General features: G+C 60.7%; 16 protein-coding genes. 7 read left to right on the forward strand and 9 right to left on the reverse strand.

Features of this window, described 5'->3' with window-relative positions:
- The first annotated feature begins 71 nt into the window (after positions 1 to 71).
- From BUB69_RS17850 to BUB69_RS17860, 3 genes are all read left to right on the forward strand, one after another.
- On the forward strand, positions 72 to 728 hold the full coding sequence (locus BUB69_RS17850) for an HAD family hydrolase (protein ID WP_073169046.1): 657 nt from the start codon (positions 72 to 74) through the stop codon (positions 726 to 728).
- Positions 729 to 776: 48 nt separating this feature from the next.
- Positions 777 to 1265 (forward strand): Lrp/AsnC family transcriptional regulator, encoded by a 489-nt coding sequence (locus BUB69_RS17855; protein WP_002555947.1) that lies wholly within the window; start codon positions 777 to 779, stop codon positions 1263 to 1265.
- A gap of 504 nt (positions 1266 to 1769) precedes the next feature.
- Positions 1770 to 3266, forward strand: a complete 1497-nt coding sequence (locus BUB69_RS17860) for a methyl-accepting chemotaxis protein (protein WP_073169048.1) — start codon at positions 1770 to 1772, stop codon at positions 3264 to 3266.
- Positions 3267 to 3269: 3 nt separating this feature from the next.
- On the opposite strand, the gene BUB69_RS17865 is transcribed toward BUB69_RS17860, so the two are convergent.
- The 8 genes from BUB69_RS17865 to BUB69_RS17900 form a co-directional block, all read right to left on the reverse strand.
- Entirely contained in the window at positions 3270 to 4853 is a 1584-nt protein-coding gene (locus tag BUB69_RS17865; protein ID WP_073169050.1) for an ABC transporter ATP-binding protein, read from the reverse strand.
- Position 4854: 1 nt separating this feature from the next.
- Positions 4855 to 5877, reverse strand: coding sequence for an ABC transporter permease (locus BUB69_RS17870; protein ID WP_073169053.1), 1023 nt, complete (start codon positions 5875 to 5877; stop codon positions 4855 to 4857).
- Positions 5877 to 6944 carry a microcin C ABC transporter permease YejB gene (locus BUB69_RS17875; protein ID WP_024695895.1) on the reverse strand — a complete coding sequence of 356 codons (1068 nt, stop codon included), beginning with the start codon at positions 6942 to 6944 and terminating at the stop codon, positions 5877 to 5879. Before BUB69_RS17875 ends, BUB69_RS17870 begins: the two co-directional genes overlap by 1 nt.
- Before the next feature lies 1 nt (position 6945).
- The gene (locus tag BUB69_RS17880) at positions 6946 to 8832 is read right to left on the reverse strand and encodes an extracellular solute-binding protein (protein WP_073169055.1); all 1887 of its coding nucleotides are present in this window, start codon (positions 8830 to 8832) and stop codon (positions 6946 to 6948) included.
- Positions 8833 to 8976: 144 nt separating this feature from the next.
- Entirely contained in the window at positions 8977 to 11694 is a 2718-nt protein-coding gene (locus tag BUB69_RS17885) for a TonB-dependent receptor (protein ID WP_163032123.1), read from the reverse strand.
- 194 nt (positions 11695 to 11888) lie between these two features.
- Complete coding sequence (locus tag BUB69_RS17890; RefSeq protein WP_024688111.1) at positions 11889 to 12290, reverse strand: ExbD/TolR family protein; 402 nt, start codon at positions 12288 to 12290, stop codon at positions 11889 to 11891.
- Positions 12290 to 12976: a MotA/TolQ/ExbB proton channel family protein gene (locus BUB69_RS17895; protein WP_032610726.1), complete on the reverse strand. Its 687-nt coding sequence runs from the start codon at positions 12974 to 12976 to the stop codon at positions 12290 to 12292. The genes BUB69_RS17890 and BUB69_RS17895 overlap by 1 nt, the downstream gene beginning before the upstream one ends.
- Before the next feature lie 71 nt (positions 12977 to 13047).
- Positions 13048 to 13878 carry an energy transducer TonB gene (locus tag BUB69_RS17900; protein ID WP_073169057.1) on the reverse strand — a complete coding sequence of 277 codons (831 nt, stop codon included), beginning with the start codon at positions 13876 to 13878 and terminating at the stop codon, positions 13048 to 13050.
- 1159 nt (positions 13879 to 15037) lie between these two features.
- On the opposite strand from BUB69_RS17900, the gene BUB69_RS17905 reads away from it, so the two are divergent.
- Together BUB69_RS17905 and BUB69_RS17910 are read left to right on the forward strand one after the other, a co-directional pair.
- On the forward strand, positions 15038 to 15292 hold the full coding sequence (locus BUB69_RS17905) for a hypothetical protein (RefSeq protein WP_024688114.1): 255 nt from the start codon (positions 15038 to 15040) through the stop codon (positions 15290 to 15292).
- 99 nt (positions 15293 to 15391) lie between these two features.
- Positions 15392 to 15880 carry a DUF4339 domain-containing protein gene (locus BUB69_RS17910; RefSeq protein ID WP_073169059.1) on the forward strand — a complete coding sequence of 163 codons (489 nt, stop codon included), beginning with the start codon at positions 15392 to 15394 and terminating at the stop codon, positions 15878 to 15880.
- Between the two features lie 10 nt (positions 15881 to 15890).
- Here the strand turns inward: BUB69_RS17910 and BUB69_RS17915 are convergent, their stop codons facing one another.
- Entirely contained in the window at positions 15891 to 17045 is a 1155-nt protein-coding gene (locus tag BUB69_RS17915; RefSeq protein WP_073169061.1) for a cysteine desulfurase family protein, read from the reverse strand.
- 247 nt (positions 17046 to 17292) lie between these two features.
- Here BUB69_RS17915 and BUB69_RS17920 point away from each other — a divergent pair, with 247 nt between their 5' ends.
- Positions 17293 to 17763, forward strand: coding sequence for an Lrp/AsnC family transcriptional regulator (locus BUB69_RS17920; protein WP_024688116.1), 471 nt, complete (start codon positions 17293 to 17295; stop codon positions 17761 to 17763).
- Between the two features lie 635 nt (positions 17764 to 18398).
- The gene (rbsK, locus tag BUB69_RS17925; protein WP_073169063.1) at positions 18399 to 19325 is read left to right on the forward strand and encodes a ribokinase; all 927 of its coding nucleotides are present in this window, start codon (positions 18399 to 18401) and stop codon (positions 19323 to 19325) included.
- Positions 19326 to 19331 lie beyond the last annotated feature (6 nt).

Raw genomic sequence — 19331 nt, forward strand, 5'->3', positions numbered from 1 at the left:
CGGTCGTGGTGTCGCAAGATGCCGCGGTCGGGCGCTGAGGTTCAACTGTTGGAAAGGAGACGTTGCCTGCCATGGGGCTTATTGATTACCGCGCCTTGCTGATCGATTGTGATGAAGTGCTGGTGGATCGCGACTCCGGTGTCTGGAGCGCCTTGCAGCCGTTGCTGGACAACGCGCCGCGCGCACCTGACAGGGACGTCGTGATGGCCGGGTTCGAAGCGGTCATCGGCACGCTCTATCCGCGCTTCGACGAGCTGGGGTTCAGTGGCCTGTTGTGTTTTGCACACCGCCACCTGGCCGAGCGGCTCGGCATCAGGACCAGTTGGGAAGAGGGCATGACCTTCGCTCGTTCGGTGCCCAACTGGACGCTGTTCGAGGACGCACCCGGTGCCATGCTTTATCTGCGCAAGTTCTACCGGTTGCTGGTGTATGCCGACCGTGACCTGCAGGACCGTGGTCTGCTCTGCGAGCGTCTGGGGCTGGAGCCCGACAGTCTGCTGTCGCTGACCACCCATCCACTGGACGATCCGCAATGGCTTGCCGAGATGGATCTGGACCCCGGCGAGACCCTGCGGGTATCGCGTCCGCCCGCCAAAGCATTGAGCGATGGCGGTCTTTGTCTGATCCGCAGAGACCGGGCGCAACACCGCCAGCCGTGCGCGGCGGACATCTGCATCAGCAGCATGGCTGATCTGGTCGCTCAGCATCAGCTGTCTTTACGGCGCTGATTTTGCTAGAAGGTAGGCACTGAGAACGGCACAAAACGAGGTAGGTAGATGGAAGGCTTGGTCAAACTGGATCGGATTGATATCAATATCCTGGTAGAACTCCAGAAAGACGGGCGCATGACCAACGTCAGCCTCGCCGATGCCGTCGGGCTGTCAGCAAGCCCCTGCCTGCAACGTGTCAAACGCCTGGAGTCGGCGGGCTACATCTCCAGCTACAAGGCGCACCTGAACCTGGCGAAAATCACTGAGTCGGTCACTGTATTCACGGAAATCTCCCTCAGCGACCACAAGCGCGAAGACTTCGCCAAATTCGAAGCCAACATTCGCCATGTGGATGAGGTGCTGGAGTGTCACTTGATCAGTGGCGGCTATGACTACCTGGTGCGCTTCATGACCCGCAGCATCCAGCACTATCAGGAAGTGATCGAGGAGCTGCTGGACAAGAACATCGGCATCTCCAAGTACTTCAGCTACATCGTCATCAAATCCCCGGTCATGAAAGACGGCGTCCCGCTGCGCAAATTATTGCGTCACTGAAAGCAGACGTGACGCAACGCGCGCTGCCTCGCAGCACACACAGCCCCAGCAAGGGATGCGCGCTCAATGTGGGATGCGGACCGGCTGGCGTTCCGTTTGTCCGCGAAGGCTGCGTGTCAGGCGCGACATCTCTGTCGGATGTGCTGGCCTTTTCGTGGACAAGTCCACTCCCGCGCCCACATCGAATGCAGTTCCGTTTGTCCGCGGAGGCTGACTTCCAGACGCAACCCTTCGACTGAACACACCGGCCCCTTCGCGAGCAAGCTCGCTCCCGATGGCTTTTGTGGGAGGCGGATTGCCAGCGATTCGGTTTCTCAGATGAGCTGACCTGAGATCATTGCTCGCAAGCCGTTTTTCACGGTACTTGCACACCCCTTAAATACATTTTTCCAATTACTGGCATGGAGCTACTATCCATCGACCATTCTGGCTGGACTCTTGCTCGCAGAATTGAAAACCGACGGGGCTTCCCGTCGCCCTGGATTTTCAAAAGGAATTGCTTCGATGCCTGCAGCTTCTCGTTTTCGTGAGCACTACCGCAAAGCCGACCGCATCATGCTGGGCCTGACCTGGCTGCTGTTCGTCTATGCACTGGGCCTGGCGTTCTGGTTCGATACGTTTTCGCAGGCACTGTTGATCGGTGGCGGCACCGCGCTGGTGCTGACCGGCCTGTACCGGGTCATCGGCGGCACCCGATTGATGCGCTGTTGCGTCGGCGTCGGGTTGATGGTCATGGCCGGGTTGCACATCAACCAGGCGCGCGGGCTGATTGAAATCCACTTCGGCATCTTCGTGTTCCTTGCCGTGCTGACCTTCTACCGCGACTGGCTGCCGATCCTCGTCGCGGCGGCTACCATCGCCGTCCACCACGTGCTGTTTCATGTGCTGCAACACGCAGGCTTCCCGGTGTATGTGATGCATCATGCCGGTGGCTGGGACATGGTCCTGTTGCATGCCATTTACGTGGTGGTAGAAACCGCGATTCTGATTTACCTGGCGGTGCAGAGCCAGGCCGAAGCGGTCGAGAATCAGGACATGCTTGATCGCATGCTTGCCACCACCACCCAGTTCACGTCTGAAGTGCTGAGTCACGAGCGCTCGGGCAAGCACATTCCGCTGGCGCAACAGTTCGAGCGTTTTCTGGCGCAAATCACTGACTTGATCGACGGCGTGGTGCGCGATACGCAGGGGCTGGGCGAACTCGGTCACGACCTGGCCAGCGCCAGCAGCACGCTGGAAACCGGTGCGCAGCACCAGCTGAGTGAAATCGCTCGCATGACCGGCGCAATGCAGCGCATGGGCGATGCCATGAACGACATCGCAGGCCACATCGCGCAAGCTGTACAGCGCGCCGGAGACGCCAGCGATCAAGTGGCCCACGGCCAGGAAAGTGTCGATCTGGCGCAGAGCGAAATCACCCAACTGGCGGCACGCATCAACACCACCGATGAAACCGTGCAGGCGCTTGCCAGCCAGTCCGAGCAGATCGGCAAGGTGCTGGAGGTGATCGGCAGCATCGCCGAGCAGACCAACCTGCTGGCGCTGAATGCGGCCATCGAAGCGGCACGGGCGGGCGAACAGGGACGTGGCTTTGCAGTGGTCGCCGACGAAGTGCGCAATCTGGCCCAGCGCACAGCGTCTTCCACCCAGGAAATCCAGACCATCATTGGCGACCTGCAACGACGCAGTCGTCAGGCCGCTTCGGCCATGCAAGACAGTCGTCAAGGGGTCGAACGTTGCGTGCAGAACAGCCAGCGCGCCTCGCAATCGCTGCATGCAGTGGGCGAGGGAATCGGGCATATCACCCAGCTCAACGGCCTGATTGCTTCAACCACCGATCAGCAGGCCACGGCAAGCCGCGAGATTGCCGACCAGTTGCGTTCGGTGCAGGACATTGCCGAGCACACCGCCGCCAATATCGGTGTGCTCGCGTCCAGTAGCCAGCGCCTGCCGCCGCTGGCCATGCGTCTGGAAGCGTTGGGTCAGACGTTCCACAAATAGGCTTCAGGCAAACACTAGGCCGGATGAACGCAGCAGTTCCTGTGTATAGGGCTGCTGCGGCGCAGCGAAAATCTCCCGCGACGGACCTTGTTCGACCACTTTGCCGTCCTTGATCACGATCAGGTCATGCGCCAGGGCATGCACCACAGCCAGGTCGTGGCTGATGAACAGGTACGTCAGGCCATGACGAATCTGCAGATCACGCAACAGGGCGACAATCTGTTTCTGCACGGTGCGGTCCAGTGCCGACGTCGGTTCGTCCAGCAGGATCAGGTCGGGCTCCAGCACCAGTGCGCGGGCAATGGAAATACGCTGGCGTTGCCCACCGGAGAACTCATGCGGATAACGATGGCGACTGGCCGGGTCCAGCCCGACTTCGCCCAGCACCCGAATCACCGTTGCCTCACGCTCTTTGGGCGTGCCGATGTTGTGAGTGACCAGCCCCTCGGCAATGATCTGCGCCACGGTCATGCGCGGGCTCAGGCTGCCGAACGGGTCCTGAAATACCACCTGCAGATGACGACGCAGCGGGCGCATCAGGTGCTGACTGTGCAGGCTCAGCTCCTTGGTGCCGAAACGGATACTGCCTTCGGAGTCGACCAGCCGCAGAATGGCCTGGCCCAGCGTCGATTTGCCTGAACCCGACTCACCGACGATACCCAGCGTCTTGCCTTTGAGCAGTTCGAAACTCACGCCGTCCACGGCTTTCACGAACTGCTGCTCGCGCTTGAACCAGGACTTCGCCAACGGAAACCAGACCTTAAGGTCCAGCACCGACAGCAACGTGTTGCTGTGCGTCGAAGGCACCGGCTCGCCGTCGGGCTCGGCGTTGATCAACAACTGGCTGTACGGGTGCTGCGGGTTGTCGAACAGGGTCTGGCAGTCGGCCTGTTCGACGATCTCGCCTTCGCGCATCACACACACCCGCTGCGCAATGCGACGCACCAGATTGAGGTCGTGGCTGATCAGCAGCAGCGACATGTTCAGCCGCTGTTGCAGCGACTTGAGCAGTTCGAGGATTTTCACCTGCACCGTCACGTCCAGTGCGGTGGTGGGTTCGTCGGCGATCAACAGATCGGGCTCGTTGGCCAGCGCCATGGCGATCATGATGCGCTGGCGTTGCCCGCCCGAGAGTTGATGCGGATAAGCGTTGAGGCGCGACAGCGGATCGCGAATGCCCACCAGTTCCAGCAACTCAAGGGTACGGTTCCGGGCGGCCTTACCTTTCAGGCCCTTGTGAGTGACAAGAATTTCGCCGATCTGCTTTTCCACCGTGTGCAGCGGGTTCAGCGAGCTCATGGGTTCCTGAAAGATCATCGCTACCCGGTTGCCGCGCAGGCTGCGCAGTTGCTTGTCGCTGGCGCTGACCAGATCCAGTCCGTCGTAGTGAATCGAGCCTTGCGTGCTGACCGTTTTAGCGGGCAACAGGCGCAGAATCGAATGCGCCGTCACCGACTTGCCCGAGCCGGACTCGCCCACCAGCGCCAGGCATTCGCCGCGCCGGATGTCGAGGCTGACGCCATGCACCACCTCGTGGCCGTTGAAGGCGACGCGCAGGTCACGTATTTCAATCAGGTTATCGTGCATGTCAGCTCCGGGGATCGAACGCGTCTCGGCAGGCTTCGCCGATGAACACCAACAGGGACAGAATCAGCGCCAGCGCGACAAAGGCGGTCAGGCCCAGCCACGGTGCCTGCAGATTGCGCTTGGCTTCGCCGATCAGTTCACCCAGCGACGCGCTGCCCGCAGGCATGCCGAAGCCGAGAAAATCCAGCGCGGTGAGCGTGGCAATGGCGCCGGTCACAATGAACGGCAGAAAGGTGAGGGTGCTGGTCATGGCATTGGGCAGGATGTGCCGCCACATCAGCGCGGCATCGGTCAGGCCCAGTGCGCGGGCGGCTTTGACGTATTCCAGATTGCGGCCGCGCAGAAACTCGGCGCGCACCACGTCCACCAGCGACAGCCACGAAAACAGCGCCATGATGCCCAGCAGCCACCAGAAATTCGGTGACACGAAGCCCGACAGAATGATCAGCAGATACAGCACCGGCAGGCCCGACCAGATCTCCTGGATACGCTGGCCGATCAGGTCGGTCAGGCCGCCGTAGTAACCCTGAATCGCCCCGGCGCAGACGCCGATCACGGTGCTGATCGCCGTCAGCAGCAACGCGAACAGAATCGAAATCCGCGCACCGAACAGCACCCGCGCCAGCACATCACGCGCCTGCTCGTCGGTGCCCAGCCAGTTACGGCCACCCGGCGGGCTGGGCGAGGGCGCTTCCAGGTCGTAGTTGATGGTGTCGTAACTGAACGGAATCGGCGCAAACAGCATCCAGCCGTTTTTCGCGGTGATCAACTGGCGTACATAGTCGCTGGCGTAGTCTGGCTCGAAGGGCAATTCGCCGCCGAAATCAGTTTCCACGTAGGTGTGAAACGCCGGGTAATACAACTCGCCGTCGTAGCTCAGCAGCAATGGCTTGTCGTTGGCGATCAGCTCGCCGCACAGGCACACCAGCATCAGGCCGATGAAGATCCACAGTGACCACCAGCCGCGCCGATTGGCCTTGAACAGCGCCATGCGTCGCTGGCTCTGGGGAGAGAACTCGAACATCAGGCGCTCCTCGCGGAAAAATCGATGCGCGGATCGACCAGCATGTAGCACAGGTCGCCCACCAGTTTGATCAACAGGCCGAACAGGGTGAACAGAAACAGCGTGCCGAAGACCACCGGATAGTCCCGCGACACCGCCGCTTCGTAGCTCATGCGCCCCAGCCCGTCGAGGCCGAAAATGGTTTCGATCAGCAGCGAACCGGCGAAGAACACCTCGATCAACGCCTGGGGAATACCCGCGATCACCAGCAGCATGGCGTTACGAAATACGTGGCCGTACAGCACGCGATGTTCCGTCAGCCCCTTGGCCCGCGCCGTGACCACGTACTGGCGGCTGATCTCGTTGAGAAAGCTGTTCTTGGTCAGGATGGTCAGTGTCGCGAAGCCGCCGATTACCAGCGAAGTAACCGGCAGCACGAGATGCCACAAATAGTCCTTCACCTTGCCCCAGGTGCCGAGGCTGTCGAAGTTTTCCGAGAACAGCCCCTGCGCGGGAAACCAGCTCAGGTAGCTGCCGCCGGCAAACACCACGATCAGCAGAATCGCGAACAGAAATGCGGGCGTGGCGTAGCCGATGATCACCAGCGTGCTGCTCCACACGTCGAACGCGCTACCGTGCCGCACCGCCTTGCGAATCCCCAGCGGGATGGAAATCAGGTACGTGATCAATGTTGCCCACAGCCCGAGCGACAGCGACACCGGCAGCTTCTGTGCAATCAACTCAGTGACCGGCGCGCCCCGGAAAAAGCTGTTGCCGAAATCCAGTTGCGCGTAGTTCTTGAGCATCAGCCACAGGCGTTCGTGCATCGGTTTGTCGAAACCGTAATGCTCCTTGATCGACTCGATCAGCGCCGGGTCCAGACCCCGCGTGCTGCGGCTGGCGGTGCCGTTGGACGCCACTTCGCCGCCGCCTCCGCCCACGCCATTGGGGCTGAAACCCTGAATGCGTGCGATGGCCTGTTCCACCGGCCCGCCAGGCGCGGCCTGCACGATCAGGAAATTCACGATCAGAATGGCCAGCAGCGTAGGAATGATCAGCAGCAGGCGTCGGATTACGTATGCCAGCATCTCAATGCTCCTTCGCAGCGGTGGTCGTGCTGCCCAGCGCAGCAGCCTGGGCGTTGGTCAGCGCGGTCGGGCTGATTTGCCACCAGGTTTCCAGGCCAACGTCATAGACAGGCGCGGTGTCGGGCCTGCCGAAACGGTTGGCGTACACCAGCGGTGTGCCCTTGGAGAAGTAGTTGGGGATCATGTAGTAACCCCATTGCAGGACCCGATCCAGCGCACGGGCGTAATGCACCATCTCGTTGCGACTGTTGGCTGCCACCAGTCCATCGATCAGGGTGTCCACGGCCGGGTTACGCAGCACCATGGCGTTCGAGCTGCCGACTTCGGTTGCGCTTTGCGAGCCGTACAGGTTGTACAGATCACGGCCTGGCGAGATCAGCGGGTTGCCGCTTTTCGGGAAGGTGACCACGATCATGTCGTAGTCCCGTGCGTTGAGCCGGTTGATGTACTGCGCCGAGTCGATGCGCAGGAAGTCCAGCGTGATGCCGATCTGCGCCAGGGTGCGTTTGAACGGCAGGATCAACCGGTCGAAGCCGCCCTGGCCATCAAGAAAACTGAACACCATCGGCTCGCCCGCGGCGTTGACCAATTTGTTGTTCTTCGGGTGCCAACCGGCTTCGGCCAGCAGTTTGAGGGCCTGCATCTGCTTGTCGCGGATATAGCCGCTGCCATCGGTCTTCGGTGGTTGATAAACCTGGGTGAACACCTCGTCTGGCACCTGGCCGCGCAGGGGTTCGAGAATCTTCAGCTCAGCTTCGTCCGGCAGTTGGGTGGCGGACATTTCGCTTTTCGGAAAGTAGCTCTGCTGGCGCAGGTAGAAATTACGCATCACCCGGCGATTGATCCAGTCGAAGTCCCACAGCATCGACAACGCCTGGCGCACGCGGCGGTCCTTGAAGATCGGGTTGTCCTGGTTGAACACGAAACCCTGCGCGGCCACGGGGCGCTGGGTGGCCAGAATGTTTTTCTGCAAGCGCCCGTCATCAATGGCCGGGCCGCTGTAGCCCACGGTAAACCCGGCTGAAGAAAACTCCCGGTTGTAGTCGAACGCCCCGGCCTGCAGCAGTTGCCGGGCGATTTCCGTGTCACCGTAGAAATTCACCGTCAGGGTGTCGAAGTTGTACAGGCCACGGCTCACCGGCAGGTCCTTGCCCCACCAGTCCTTGACCCGTTCGAAAACCACGCTGCGTCCGGCGTCGACCCTGGCGACCCGGTACGGTCCGTTGCCCAGTGGTGGCTCGAAACCGCCGCCATTGGCGAAGTCCCGGCTCTTCCACCAGTGCTGCGGCAGAATGTGCAGGCTGGCGATGTCCAGCGCCAGCATGCGGTTGAGGTTGTTCTTGAAGTCGAAACGAATCTGCAGCGGCCCCTCGATGGTCACGTCCTTGACGTCGGCAAACATCGGGCGATAGCTGAAGCTGGCCTTGGTGGTCATCAGCTCGAAGGTGTAGCGCACGTCCTCGGCAGTGACGGGCTGGCCGTCCTCGAAGCGTGCCTTGGGGTTAAGGTAGAAACGGATCCACAGACCGTCCGGGTCCACTTCCATCTTTTCTGCGATCAGCCCGTAGACCGTGTAAGGCTCGTCGAGCGAGCGATACGCCAGCGGCGCGTAGACCCAACTGTCCACCTGCACTACACCTATGCCTTGATCGACGTAGGGATTGAGGTAATTGAACTGGCCGATTTCTTCGGCCGAGCGGGTCAGTGATCCGCCTTTGGGGGCATTCGGATTGACGTAGTCGAAGTGCTTGAAGCCAGCCGGGTATTTCGGTGCTTCGCCATAGACAGTCAAGGCATGGGTTGGCGAGGCCAGCGCGACCTGCCAACAGTTGCACAGCACCGCAACACCCAGAAGCAGGCGTCGCAGAAAACGGATTTGACGCGACATGATGGGGCTATCCTCGAACGCACTGATAACGCAACGCGGCGAAAAAGGCCTCCGGCCGGAGAAGGTGGATGAAACCTGTGGCCGGAGGGGGCGAGCTCGCAATCCAGACGCGACCCACGGAGCGGGTGTGGGTCGCGTCCTCACTCAGAAGTGATACGTCATGCGTGCGAACAGCGTGCGGCCCAGCGGGTCGGCGTAGCGAGGGTCGTAGCCGGACTGGAAGTTGTAAGCCTGGTTGGAGAACGGCGGGTTGCGGTCGAACATGTTGCGCACCCCGGCATCGACGTCCAGCACCTTGTCGAAGGTGTGCCCGACCGACAGGTCCCACAGCGCATACGAGGCGACGCGGTCGTTGGTGGTGCGGTCGTAATCGTTGTAGCCGGTGGTAAAGCGGTTGGTGATGGACGCGCGGGTGTTGCCCAGCGACCAGGAACCCACCAGCACGTGTTTCCAGCGTGCGATCACGCCGTCGCCCTGGAAGTCGCCGACCTTGTCGGTGTACGGACCGTCGATGATGTTCTGGAAGTCATAACGGGTCACGTAGGTGCCGGTCATGCCCAGGCCGAACTGGCCGTAAGGCGTGTTCGGAAAGCGATAGTCGAGGCTGACGTCCACACCGCTGGTCTTGACGATGCCCAGGTTGGCGTTGCCGGTCACGATGTTGGCGATCGAGCCGTCAGCGTTGCGGATATAGCGATCGGCGTAGGTGTCGGGTTCATCGAAAACCGTCGATTCCGGGAACGCCTGAATCTGGTTGGAAATGTGAATCCACCAGAAATCCAGGCCCATCGACAGATTGCTGACTGGCTGATAAACGAAGCCCAGTGTCACGTTACGGGCTTTTTCCGGCGCAAGGTCGGTGTTGCCGCCGCCGTTGTTGAGGAACTGTTGCGCACAGTCGCGACCCGAATTCCCGCCGGGTTGGACAGTGCCGCCTGCACACAGCACCGGATCGTTGTAGTAACCCTGGGTGAAGGTCGTGCTGCGTGGCGCATACAGCTCATAGAGCGACGGTGCACGGAAGCCTTCGCTGTATGCACCCCTGACCACCAGTTGTTTGACCGGCTGGTAACGGAACGAGTACTTGGGGTTGGTGGTGCTGCCGAAGTCGCTGTACTTGTCGTGACGAATCGCCGCGCTCAGCTCCAGGCTGTCGAGTACCGGCACGTTCAATTCGGCGTATTGAGCCTTCACACTGCGCTCTCCCGACACGCTGCCTGCCGCGTCCGCTCCCAGGCTGCTGATGTCGTTGACGAACGTTTCGTACTGCTGGTGCATCTTCTCTTTGCGGTATTCGCCACCCAGTGCCAGACCGGCGGGGCCTGCGCCGAACCAGTCACCGATTTCCCGGCTGATACGTCCGTCGATGCCGGCCACGCGGCCCACGGCGCTGGAATATTGTCCGTGGTATTCGTTGGCATCGATCAGCGCCTGACCGGCCGCTGTTTGCGGACCGAACGGGTTGATCACGCCATTGGCCAGGCCATTGATCATCGCTGCGTCACTGACGTAGCCGTTGGTGAGGTTGGACAGCACCTTGTTCTGGTTGTATGAGGCACCGACGTTGTAATCCCAGCCGCCGACCAGACCGTCGAAATTCAACAGAAAGCGCTGGCTGGTGTTCTGGTCACTTGAACCACGAGGTCCGGCTGCGGTTTCGCGCCAGGCGGTGTCGATGGGTTGAGTGGGGTCGAGCGTGAAGTTGGTCGGTGCCGGGGTGATGCCATTGCCGGGGTAAAACGGCGATGACGAATCCAGTGACAGACCGGTGAGTGGCGCCGGACCAATGTCGGTGTGGTTGTTGTTACGTGCCCAGAAGTATTCGAGGCTGACGTTGTGATCGTCGGCCAGCTTGCCGGTGGCCTTGCCGAAGAACGAGGTTTTTTCGGTCTGCGGGATCAGGTCGATGTATTCGCGGGTGCTGAACCGGCAGATGCCGTTGCGCGCAATCAGGCTAGGTCCCGAGCAGTTGGTGCCCAGCGGGTTGGCGGAGTTGTCGCCCTGATAGTAGTTGCCGGGATACGCCGTGCCGGACGTCTGGTTAAGACCGCGTCCTGGCACATAGTCCTGCGCGAACGAGCGATCGTTGGCGTCCAGGTTCTGCTGCTTGTTGTAGTTGAAGACGCCCATCACGTTGAAGCGGTCTTCGTCCAGATCACCAAAGCCCCAGCTGGCGCTCATGTCCTTGGTCGCTCCGCCGCCGCTGTTGGTCGGGGTCTCGCCGCCCAGGCTCAGGGTGCCGTCGGTCAGGGTTTTCTTGGTGATGAAGTTGATCACCCCGCCAATGGCGTCGGTGCCGTACAGCGCCGATGCACCATCGCGCAGCACTTCCACACGGTCGATAGCCGCGAAAGGGATCATGTTCAGGTCGATGGCGCTGCCGTTGGGCGTGCCGACACCGGAAAGCGCGTTGTTGGCCAGGCGACGGCCATTGAGCAGGACCAGCGTCTTGTTCGCGCCGATGCCGCGCATGTCGGCGAAGGATGCACCGCCTGTGCCTGCACCGACCGAGCCTGCGCTGTTGTTGATCGACTGGCTGCCGGTGATGCGCTGAACCATTTCCTGAGTGGTGGTCACGCCCTGTTTCTTCAGATCATCGGCGCGCAGGATGGTGATCGGTACAGCGGTTTCGGCATCGACCCGGCGAATCGCCGAGCCTGTCACTTCAACGCGTTGCAACTGGGTCGTGGCCGGCACGACGGCGGCAGCGGAGACGGACTCACCGCCTGTGTCCGCCTCGACGACATCGGCCGCGTGGGCACCGCTCATGCCCATGGCCAATGCGCACAACAGCACGCGAGGATGACGGCGGACCGCGAGGGTCAGTGGCTTGAGGGTGTATCCGGGAAGATTCATCAGCATGGTTATTTCCGACCTGGTCCAGACATTATTGAAATGGCCTTGTGAGCCCTCTATTCCCTTCCCGGTTATGCCGGGCGGGCGTTCCACTGCTTTGGTTTTCCAGCAAGCCGCTCCCCTCCAAGGGCTTTTCAGCCCACGGACGACCGTGTTCACGGGAGTCGGGTTAGCGGGTTTCGCGGGGCGAAACCCTCAATTCATTTGGCCGTCATGACGGAAATCTTCGTGATGCCCGAGCGTTCGATGGACGCCATCGCCTTGGCCACCTGGCCGTAGTTCACGTCGGTGTCGGCCTGAAGCTGGACGCGGATGTCCGGGTCCTTGGCCTTCTCGTCCTGCAGGCTTTTCTCCAGCAATTCGGGGGCGATTTCCGATTTGGCGAGGAAAAACTTGCCGCTCTGATCGACGCTGACCACCACCGGATCCTTCTTCTCGGCCGGGGCGACCGAGCCGGTCTTGGGCAGGTTGACCTTGATGGCGTTGGTCATCAGCGGCGTGGTGACGATGAACACCACCAGCAGCACGAGCATCACGTCCACCAGCGGCGTGACGTTCATTTCGCTGAGCACTTCATCGCTGTCTTGAGTGGAAAACGACATTAGCTTGCCTCCCGCACGGCGTGGCCTTGCTTGCTGGCGATGGGTTGACGAGTCACGGCGAAGGCGCTGCGCTGGGCGAGGGCATCGAAGTCGTGGGCGAAGTCGTCCATGTCGGCGACGGCCAGCTTGAGACGGCGCAGGAAGAAGTTGTAGATCAGCACCGCCGGCACAGCGACCGCGATGCCCACGCCCGTGGCGACCAGGGCGTGACCGATGGGACCGGCGACCGCCTCAAGGCTGGCCGAGCCGGTCAGGCCGATGCTCTGCAGCGCTTCCATGATGCCCCACACTGTCCCGAACAGACCGATGAAGGGCGCAGTGCTGCCGATACTGGCCAGAATCGCCTGGCCGCTTTCCAGCGAACGGCGTTCCTTCTGGATCTGTTGGCGCAGGTTGCGTTCCAGGCGGTCGGAACGGTTGATGGTGTGCGCCAGTTGTTGCGTGGTGCGCGGCGAGTCGTCCACGGCCATGGCTTCGAAACCGCTGTTGGCAATACGTGCCAGCGAGCCTGGGTATTGCGAGGCGTGTTCGGCGGCCGTCAGCAGATCCGGCGCGCCCCAGAACGCCTTGGTGAAGTGTTTGTTCTGGGATTTCTGTTTCACGTACTGCGCGGATTTGATCAACAACAGCGCCCAACTCAGGACGGAAAACAGAATCAGCGCCCAGAGCACGGCGGGGACGATCATGGAAGAGAGCGATGCGTTCATGGTTTACACCTCACCAGCTTTAATAAAGTTGTCTGTGGTCATGCGCCGGGTCATTCCGGCAGCTTGAAATCGATGGTCTGTGTCGCGAAGCCTTCAATCGGTGTGTCGCCGCGCTTGGCCGGGATGAACTTCCAGTTGCGCACCGCTTCCACCGCTGCGTCGTCGAGCACCGGTTTGCCGCTGGACCTGGTCACCTCGACAGCGCCAGCACGGCCGTTGGGCAGTACCTTGATGCGCAACACCACGCGACCCTCCCAACTGCGTCGCAGGGCCAGCCCCGGATACTCGGGTGGCGGGTTGCCCAGGCTGGCAAGCCCGGACACCGCCGCGCTTTCCTTGGCGGGTGCTGCTGGCGCTGCCGGGGCAAGCGGCGCGGGCGCTGGCGTCGGGGGTGCAGCCGGCGCAGGCGCAGCTACCGGTTTGGGCGGTGCCGGAGGTGTCGGCTTTTTCACCGGCTCAGGTTTCTTGACCGGCTTGGGCTTCTCGACCTTGGGCTTTTCGATCGGCTTGGGCGGCGGCTCGACCGCGTCCGGGTCCTCGACTGGCTGCTCCGGTTCGGGCGGCGGTGGCGGGGGAGGCGGCGGCGGTGGAGGTTCGGGTGGCGGCGGTGGCTCCGGTGTTGGCGGCGTCGGGCTGGTCAGTTCAATGGTCATCTCCGGGACTTGCGGAGCAACTTCCGGCACCTCTGCCTCGGCTGTTTGCATGTACCACCACACGGCACCATGAATAAGTACCGAAGCGGCTATCAATACAAAAGCGTGGGACTTTTTAAGGCCGCCAGGTTGCGAAGTATTGGCCTTGAAAGGAATGCTCTCCCACACCGTTGGACGTTCTTCCGGCGGTGGAACAGGAACCGCTTTCATTATTACCGCATCATTCATTAACGCTCCCTCGGGTAGTTGAAGGGCAATAAAAGTCCGTTCAAACATTGACGAATGTTCGAATGATGGAGACCTGCACAGTCTTTAGCGTGCACGCTGCCGCGGAGCGTGCTGGAACAGCAGGCTCAGTTTGGTAACGCGCGATGTTCGATCAGGATGATGGCATTGCAAATCCTTGCTTATCAGTCGTGTACAGCGAGGTACAAACGTGTTCCTGAAGGCTTACATTGCAACCGCTGTGCCAGAAAAGGCCCATCGGCTGGCCTGTATGGGCCGCTCTAGAGCAGGTGTCGCATTCCTGTACCTTTTTTTCGAATAAGGAGCTTTCCGCTTGTTATTACCTTCATTTGAACAGCAAGAAAATAAAGTCAGAGGACGAGACTCGTCCCTCTGAGCAGGCAGACGAATTAAAAAATACATGACCGATCGGTCATGAAAAACGATGCACCATGACTGTTAGATCCGATTCAAGTTGGTGCGTTAGTTGATTAATTACTCACGGCAAGGTGCTCCTGTGGGTAAGGAAGGATGAAAGGTTAGATGAAATATAAAGCCAGCCCTTATGAGGGGTAATGGCTAAGTGCAACTAGTCAAAATAAATTGTCGGACGATAAGAGGCTTAGTAGGCAGACTTGTCCTGTGTTAGTTAATGAGAGACACGCAGGGCTTCGCCAGTCCTGGCCCATAAGGCAGGGCAGAACCCGTTGGCATTTCATTCAAGGCTCGCGCCTTTCGATCAGTCGATCGGAGAAGTCGGTGCTCAGGGCGAAGCCTGAACAGGGGGCAGACCCATTGCGGGCGTAGCCATTTGCGGCAGTGACGGGGATTGCAGTGATCGGGCACGAGCTGAATATGACACCGGTAGACTCCTTTCCTGGCAAGGCACACGACTTGTGGTCTGGCCCCTGCACTGTTTGTGAACGCGCTGGCGTCCGTGAACTGCACGTTGGTGCGTGTGGGCACCTCTCATGTGCAGCGCGCGCCAATGGTTTATGGCACGGGCGTTCCACTTGGAAGATCTGTGCCAATTGTGTCTTTTTGTATCATGAAGATTACAAAGGCCGATGAAGGGCGCGTATCGCTGCGTTTATCACCTGGATCGAACCCCTGGCGCTCAGGCACGTCCACTTTCTTTGGCAAGACAAAAGAGGTGGCCGACATGACAACCGATTTCATCCTGACAAACGAAGTGCCCAAGGAAGATCCGGCGAGCCCGCAGCTCGGCCAGTACGACCGTGAAGCCGATCCGGTGTTGAACATGAACGCCAACAAACCGGGTGCAGGACCCGAGAAGGGCGACGAGGTGCTGGAGCGCACCGAAGAGGACGAGGCGTACGAAGATGATGAGCCTGAGGTGTATTCGGATGACCCGGACATCGTGGCGGACGAGGGCGGCGGCGTGTCGCCCGGCTGAAGCGGCAAAGATGCCTTCGTAACAGTGCGGCATGTGCCTGGCATCCATGTAACAATTCGGCTCCCGAGGTGATCTGACCGCAAGCGGAGCCTGCCCTGAATGGCTGAAGTACAGTGGTTTTATAAGCAGTGGGGCCAACGGTGCGGCCCGATGACCCGGCTTCAGCTTGAGGAACTCGTGGCCAACCGACGGATTGGCGCTTCCACGCGGGTCTGGCACAGCGGGCTTGAAGACTGGGTGGTGCTGGCAACCACCGAGCTGGCATCGGCGCTGCCGCCGACACTGGACAGCAGCAAGGTCCCGGATACGCTGGCATGGCTTGTCGCGCTGTCTCCGCTGTATTTTTTCATCGACAGGCTCATGGGCAGCGTCGGCCCGTATACCGCCGATATCGTGGTGCTGATCATCATGTGCATCGACGTGGGTATGCTGCGCAAGGTGGGTTACGCCAGGCCGCCCATCTGGTCGGTGCTGTTTCCGTTCCTCTACCTATTCTTTCGCTCGCGCACGCTGGGCAGGCGTCAGAGCCTGTTGATTCTCTGGATCGTCCTCACCCTGCTGCAACTCACTGTGCTCTTTCTCGGCTGACCGTACGGGCTTACCAGAATGCCGCCGGTGCGCTGAGCGCCTTGCTGAACACCTCGATGGCGCGCTCGACGTCCGCCTGCGTCGTGTAACGCCCCAGACTGACCCGCACGCTGGCCAGCGCCTTGTTGGCATCCAGCCCAAGCGCCAGCAGCACATGCGAAGGCGCATTGCTCGCCGAGTTGCACGCCGAAGTCGAGGACAACGCCAGCGCATGGGACAGCTGCGAACTGGTGAAGCCAGCGCGTGTGATGCATAGGTTCAAGGTGTGCGGAATGCGCTGCTGCGCACAACCGTTGAGCCGCACGTCCGGCAGGGCCAGCAGCCCTTCACGCAGATGGCTGCTCAACTCCGCAATGCGACGGTTTTCCGCGTCAGCCTTGCCAATTGCCAGCGCAAACGCTGCGCCCATCCCGACAATCTGGTGCGTCGCCAGAGTGCCTGAACGAAAGCCACCTTCATGACCACCGCCGTGAATCTGCGCCTGCAACATCGAATGCGCGCGCGGGCCGATGTACAGCGCGCCGATGCCCTTGGGGCCATACGCTTTGTGTGCCGAGAACGACATCAGATCGACCGCCAGGCTCGCCAGATCAACCGGCACCTTGCCGACCGCCTGCGCCGCATCCACATGAAACAACGCCCCATGTTCGCGCACCAGCGCGCCGATGGCTGCGACATCCGTCAGCGTGCCCAGCTCGTTGTTCACCAGCATCAGCGACACCAGCAAAGTGTCTTCACGCAGCGCGGCTTGCACGGCGTGCGGCTGGATCAGACCTTGCTCATCCGGCGTCAACCAGGTCACCGGAAAGCCCTGACGCTCGAGCGTTTTCACGGTGTCGATCACGGCCTTGTGTTCCAGAACACTGGTGATGATGTGCCGACGCTTCGCGCTGCTGTCGTGGGCGATGCCTTTGATCGCCAGGTTATTGGACTCGGTCGCGCCGGATGTCCAGATCACAGCATCGGCAGGCGCACCCACCGCGTCCGCCACCTGCCGCCGCGCCAGCTCGACCGCCTGCCGCGCCACCTGTCCATAACCGTGCCCGCTGGACGCCGGATTACCGAAATGCCCTTCGAGCCCCAGACAGGCAACCATGGCTTCAATGACCTGCTCATCGACAGGCGTGGTGGCGGCGTAATCCAGGTACAGAGCAGGTGCGGTCATGGTCAATTCGCTTCGTGATCGGGTCATGGCTGATGGATGAAAGATTACCGACGACGACGCGAAAAATTTTTGACATTTGGGCGGATTGAACGATCAGGAGTGAAAAATTATTCGGCTTATGGCCTGCTTTTGCGATTAATGTTTTACAGACTGATTGGCAGTCAGTAGTTTTATGCCCAAGGCGGCGTGAATACCGGTCAGCGCACCTTCCCCGTTTTCACATTGAGCCCGAGCCACAGGAACCCACATGGACAAATTCGACCGAGCCATCCTCGACATTCTGCAGACCGACTGCACCCGCTCGGTCGCAGACATCGCCGAACGCATCGGACTGGGCAGCACCGCCTGCTGGCGTCGCATTCAAAAACTGGAAGAAAGCGGCATCATCGACCGCCGCGTAGCCCTGCTCAACCCGCAGCAGTTGAACGTATCCGTCAGTGTCTTCGCCGCCATCCGCACCAACCAGCACAACGCCGCCTGGCTCGAACAATTCCACAACGCCGTCGGCGACCTGCCCGAAGTGGTCGAGTGCTACCGCATGGCCGGCGACACCGACTACCTGCTGCGCATCGTCGTTGCCGACATCGCAGGCTACGACGCCGTCTATAAACAACTGATCAGCATCCCTGGCATTACCGACGTCAGCTCGAGCTTTGCCATGGAACAGATCAAATTCACCACCGGGCTGCCGCTGCGGTATGCGTCGTTTGGTGGGTGAGGCGGGGGGCTCCTGGAAACTGTCGCCCTTCAACCGGCTTGATGAGCGTCGGCTACTCCCCCCAGCCGGGTCCTTCAGATTGATGAAGTGCCGGTCACTGGGCACCGTTGCCACGGCGTTGCCGGTGAGCACCTTCAAGGTCCGCACCGGGTCGCTGGCACCACCGGCAGCACCGAGCAGCATCGCCATACCCCAGATACCCGGCAAGGCACCCTCAGCATGCTCAGGGCCCGCGTCTGGCTTTGCAGGCCGCCGATGTGAACCTGATCTTCGGCCAGTGTGGTCTCGGTCGCACTCGATACGCCGCCCTCTGTCAGATTGAGCTGCCCGCCGACACCTCAATCTGCGCCGCAATAGGCGGCAGCCCTCGCCATGCGCGAATGCCGTCAACGGCCAGGCAATGACCCGAAATCCCCATCTCCGCTTGGCTTGCATCAGAGATGGAAGGCGACGATGGCAGGCGTCCGATTTCCCTGTCTCCAATCCGGAACGGCCTCTAAAACGTCTGGCCAGTGTTTTGCTGGCGCACGTTCACATCAAAAAATAAAGATTGAATAATAACAACAAATGTTATTTAAATAACACAAATAAAAGCCGATGAGGCTTCCATCGGCGTTGGTGAGGTCAAAATAACAATGAGCAAGATTGCAGTCATCGGCAGCAACATGGTCGACCTGATCACTTACATCGAGCGCATGCCCGCCCAGGGCGAAACGCTAGAAGCACCGCGTTTTGCCATGGGCTGCGGCGGCAAGGGCGCCAATCAGGCCGCCGCTGCGGCGCTGCTGGGCGCTGACGTGCTGATGCTTAGCAAGGTCGGCGACGATGCTTTCGCGGATACCACCCTGGCCAATTTTCAACGGCTGGGCATTGATACGCGATTCGTCGAACGGGTGCCGGGTGTGTCGAGCGGCGTGGCGCCGATCTTCGTCCAGGAGAACTCTCATAACAGCATCCTCATCGTCAAAGGCGCCAATGCCCACCTAAGCCCGGCCGATATCGACCGCGCCGAGGCGCAACTGCGTGATTGCGCTTTGATCGTGCTGCAACTGGAAGTCGAGTTGGCGACCGTTTACCACGCCATCGCCTTCGCTCACCGGCATGACATCGCGGTGCTGCTCAATCCGGCACCGGCCTTGGCTGGCCTGAGCCGCGAGCACCTGGCGCAGCTGGATTTCCTGATCCCCAATGAGAGCGAGCTGGCCCTGATCAGTGGCCAGCCGGTGACGTGCGCCGAGGAGGCGGCTCAGGCTGCACGCCAATTGGTGGCGCTGGGCGTACGCCACGTCATCGTCACCCTGGGCGAACAAGGGGCGCTGTACATCGGCGCTGAAGGCGAGTGGAAGATTCCAGGGGTCAAGGTTCAGGCGCGTGACACCACTGGAGCCGGTGACGCCTTCATTGGCTGCTTCGCCCGGCACTGGAGCCAGGACGGCAATATTCGCCAAGCCATGCGCCAGGCGGTGGCCTATTCCGCCTGCTCGGTCACCGGGCTCGGCACGCAATCTTCTTACCCCGATGCGCCCACGTTTGCGCGATTCCTCGATGCATCGGCCAGTTGACACTCA

Origin of the sequence: Pseudomonas asturiensis, from assembly GCF_900143095.1 — a bacterium.
Classification (GTDB): Bacteria; Pseudomonadota; Gammaproteobacteria; order Pseudomonadales; family Pseudomonadaceae; genus Aquipseudomonas; species Aquipseudomonas asturiensis.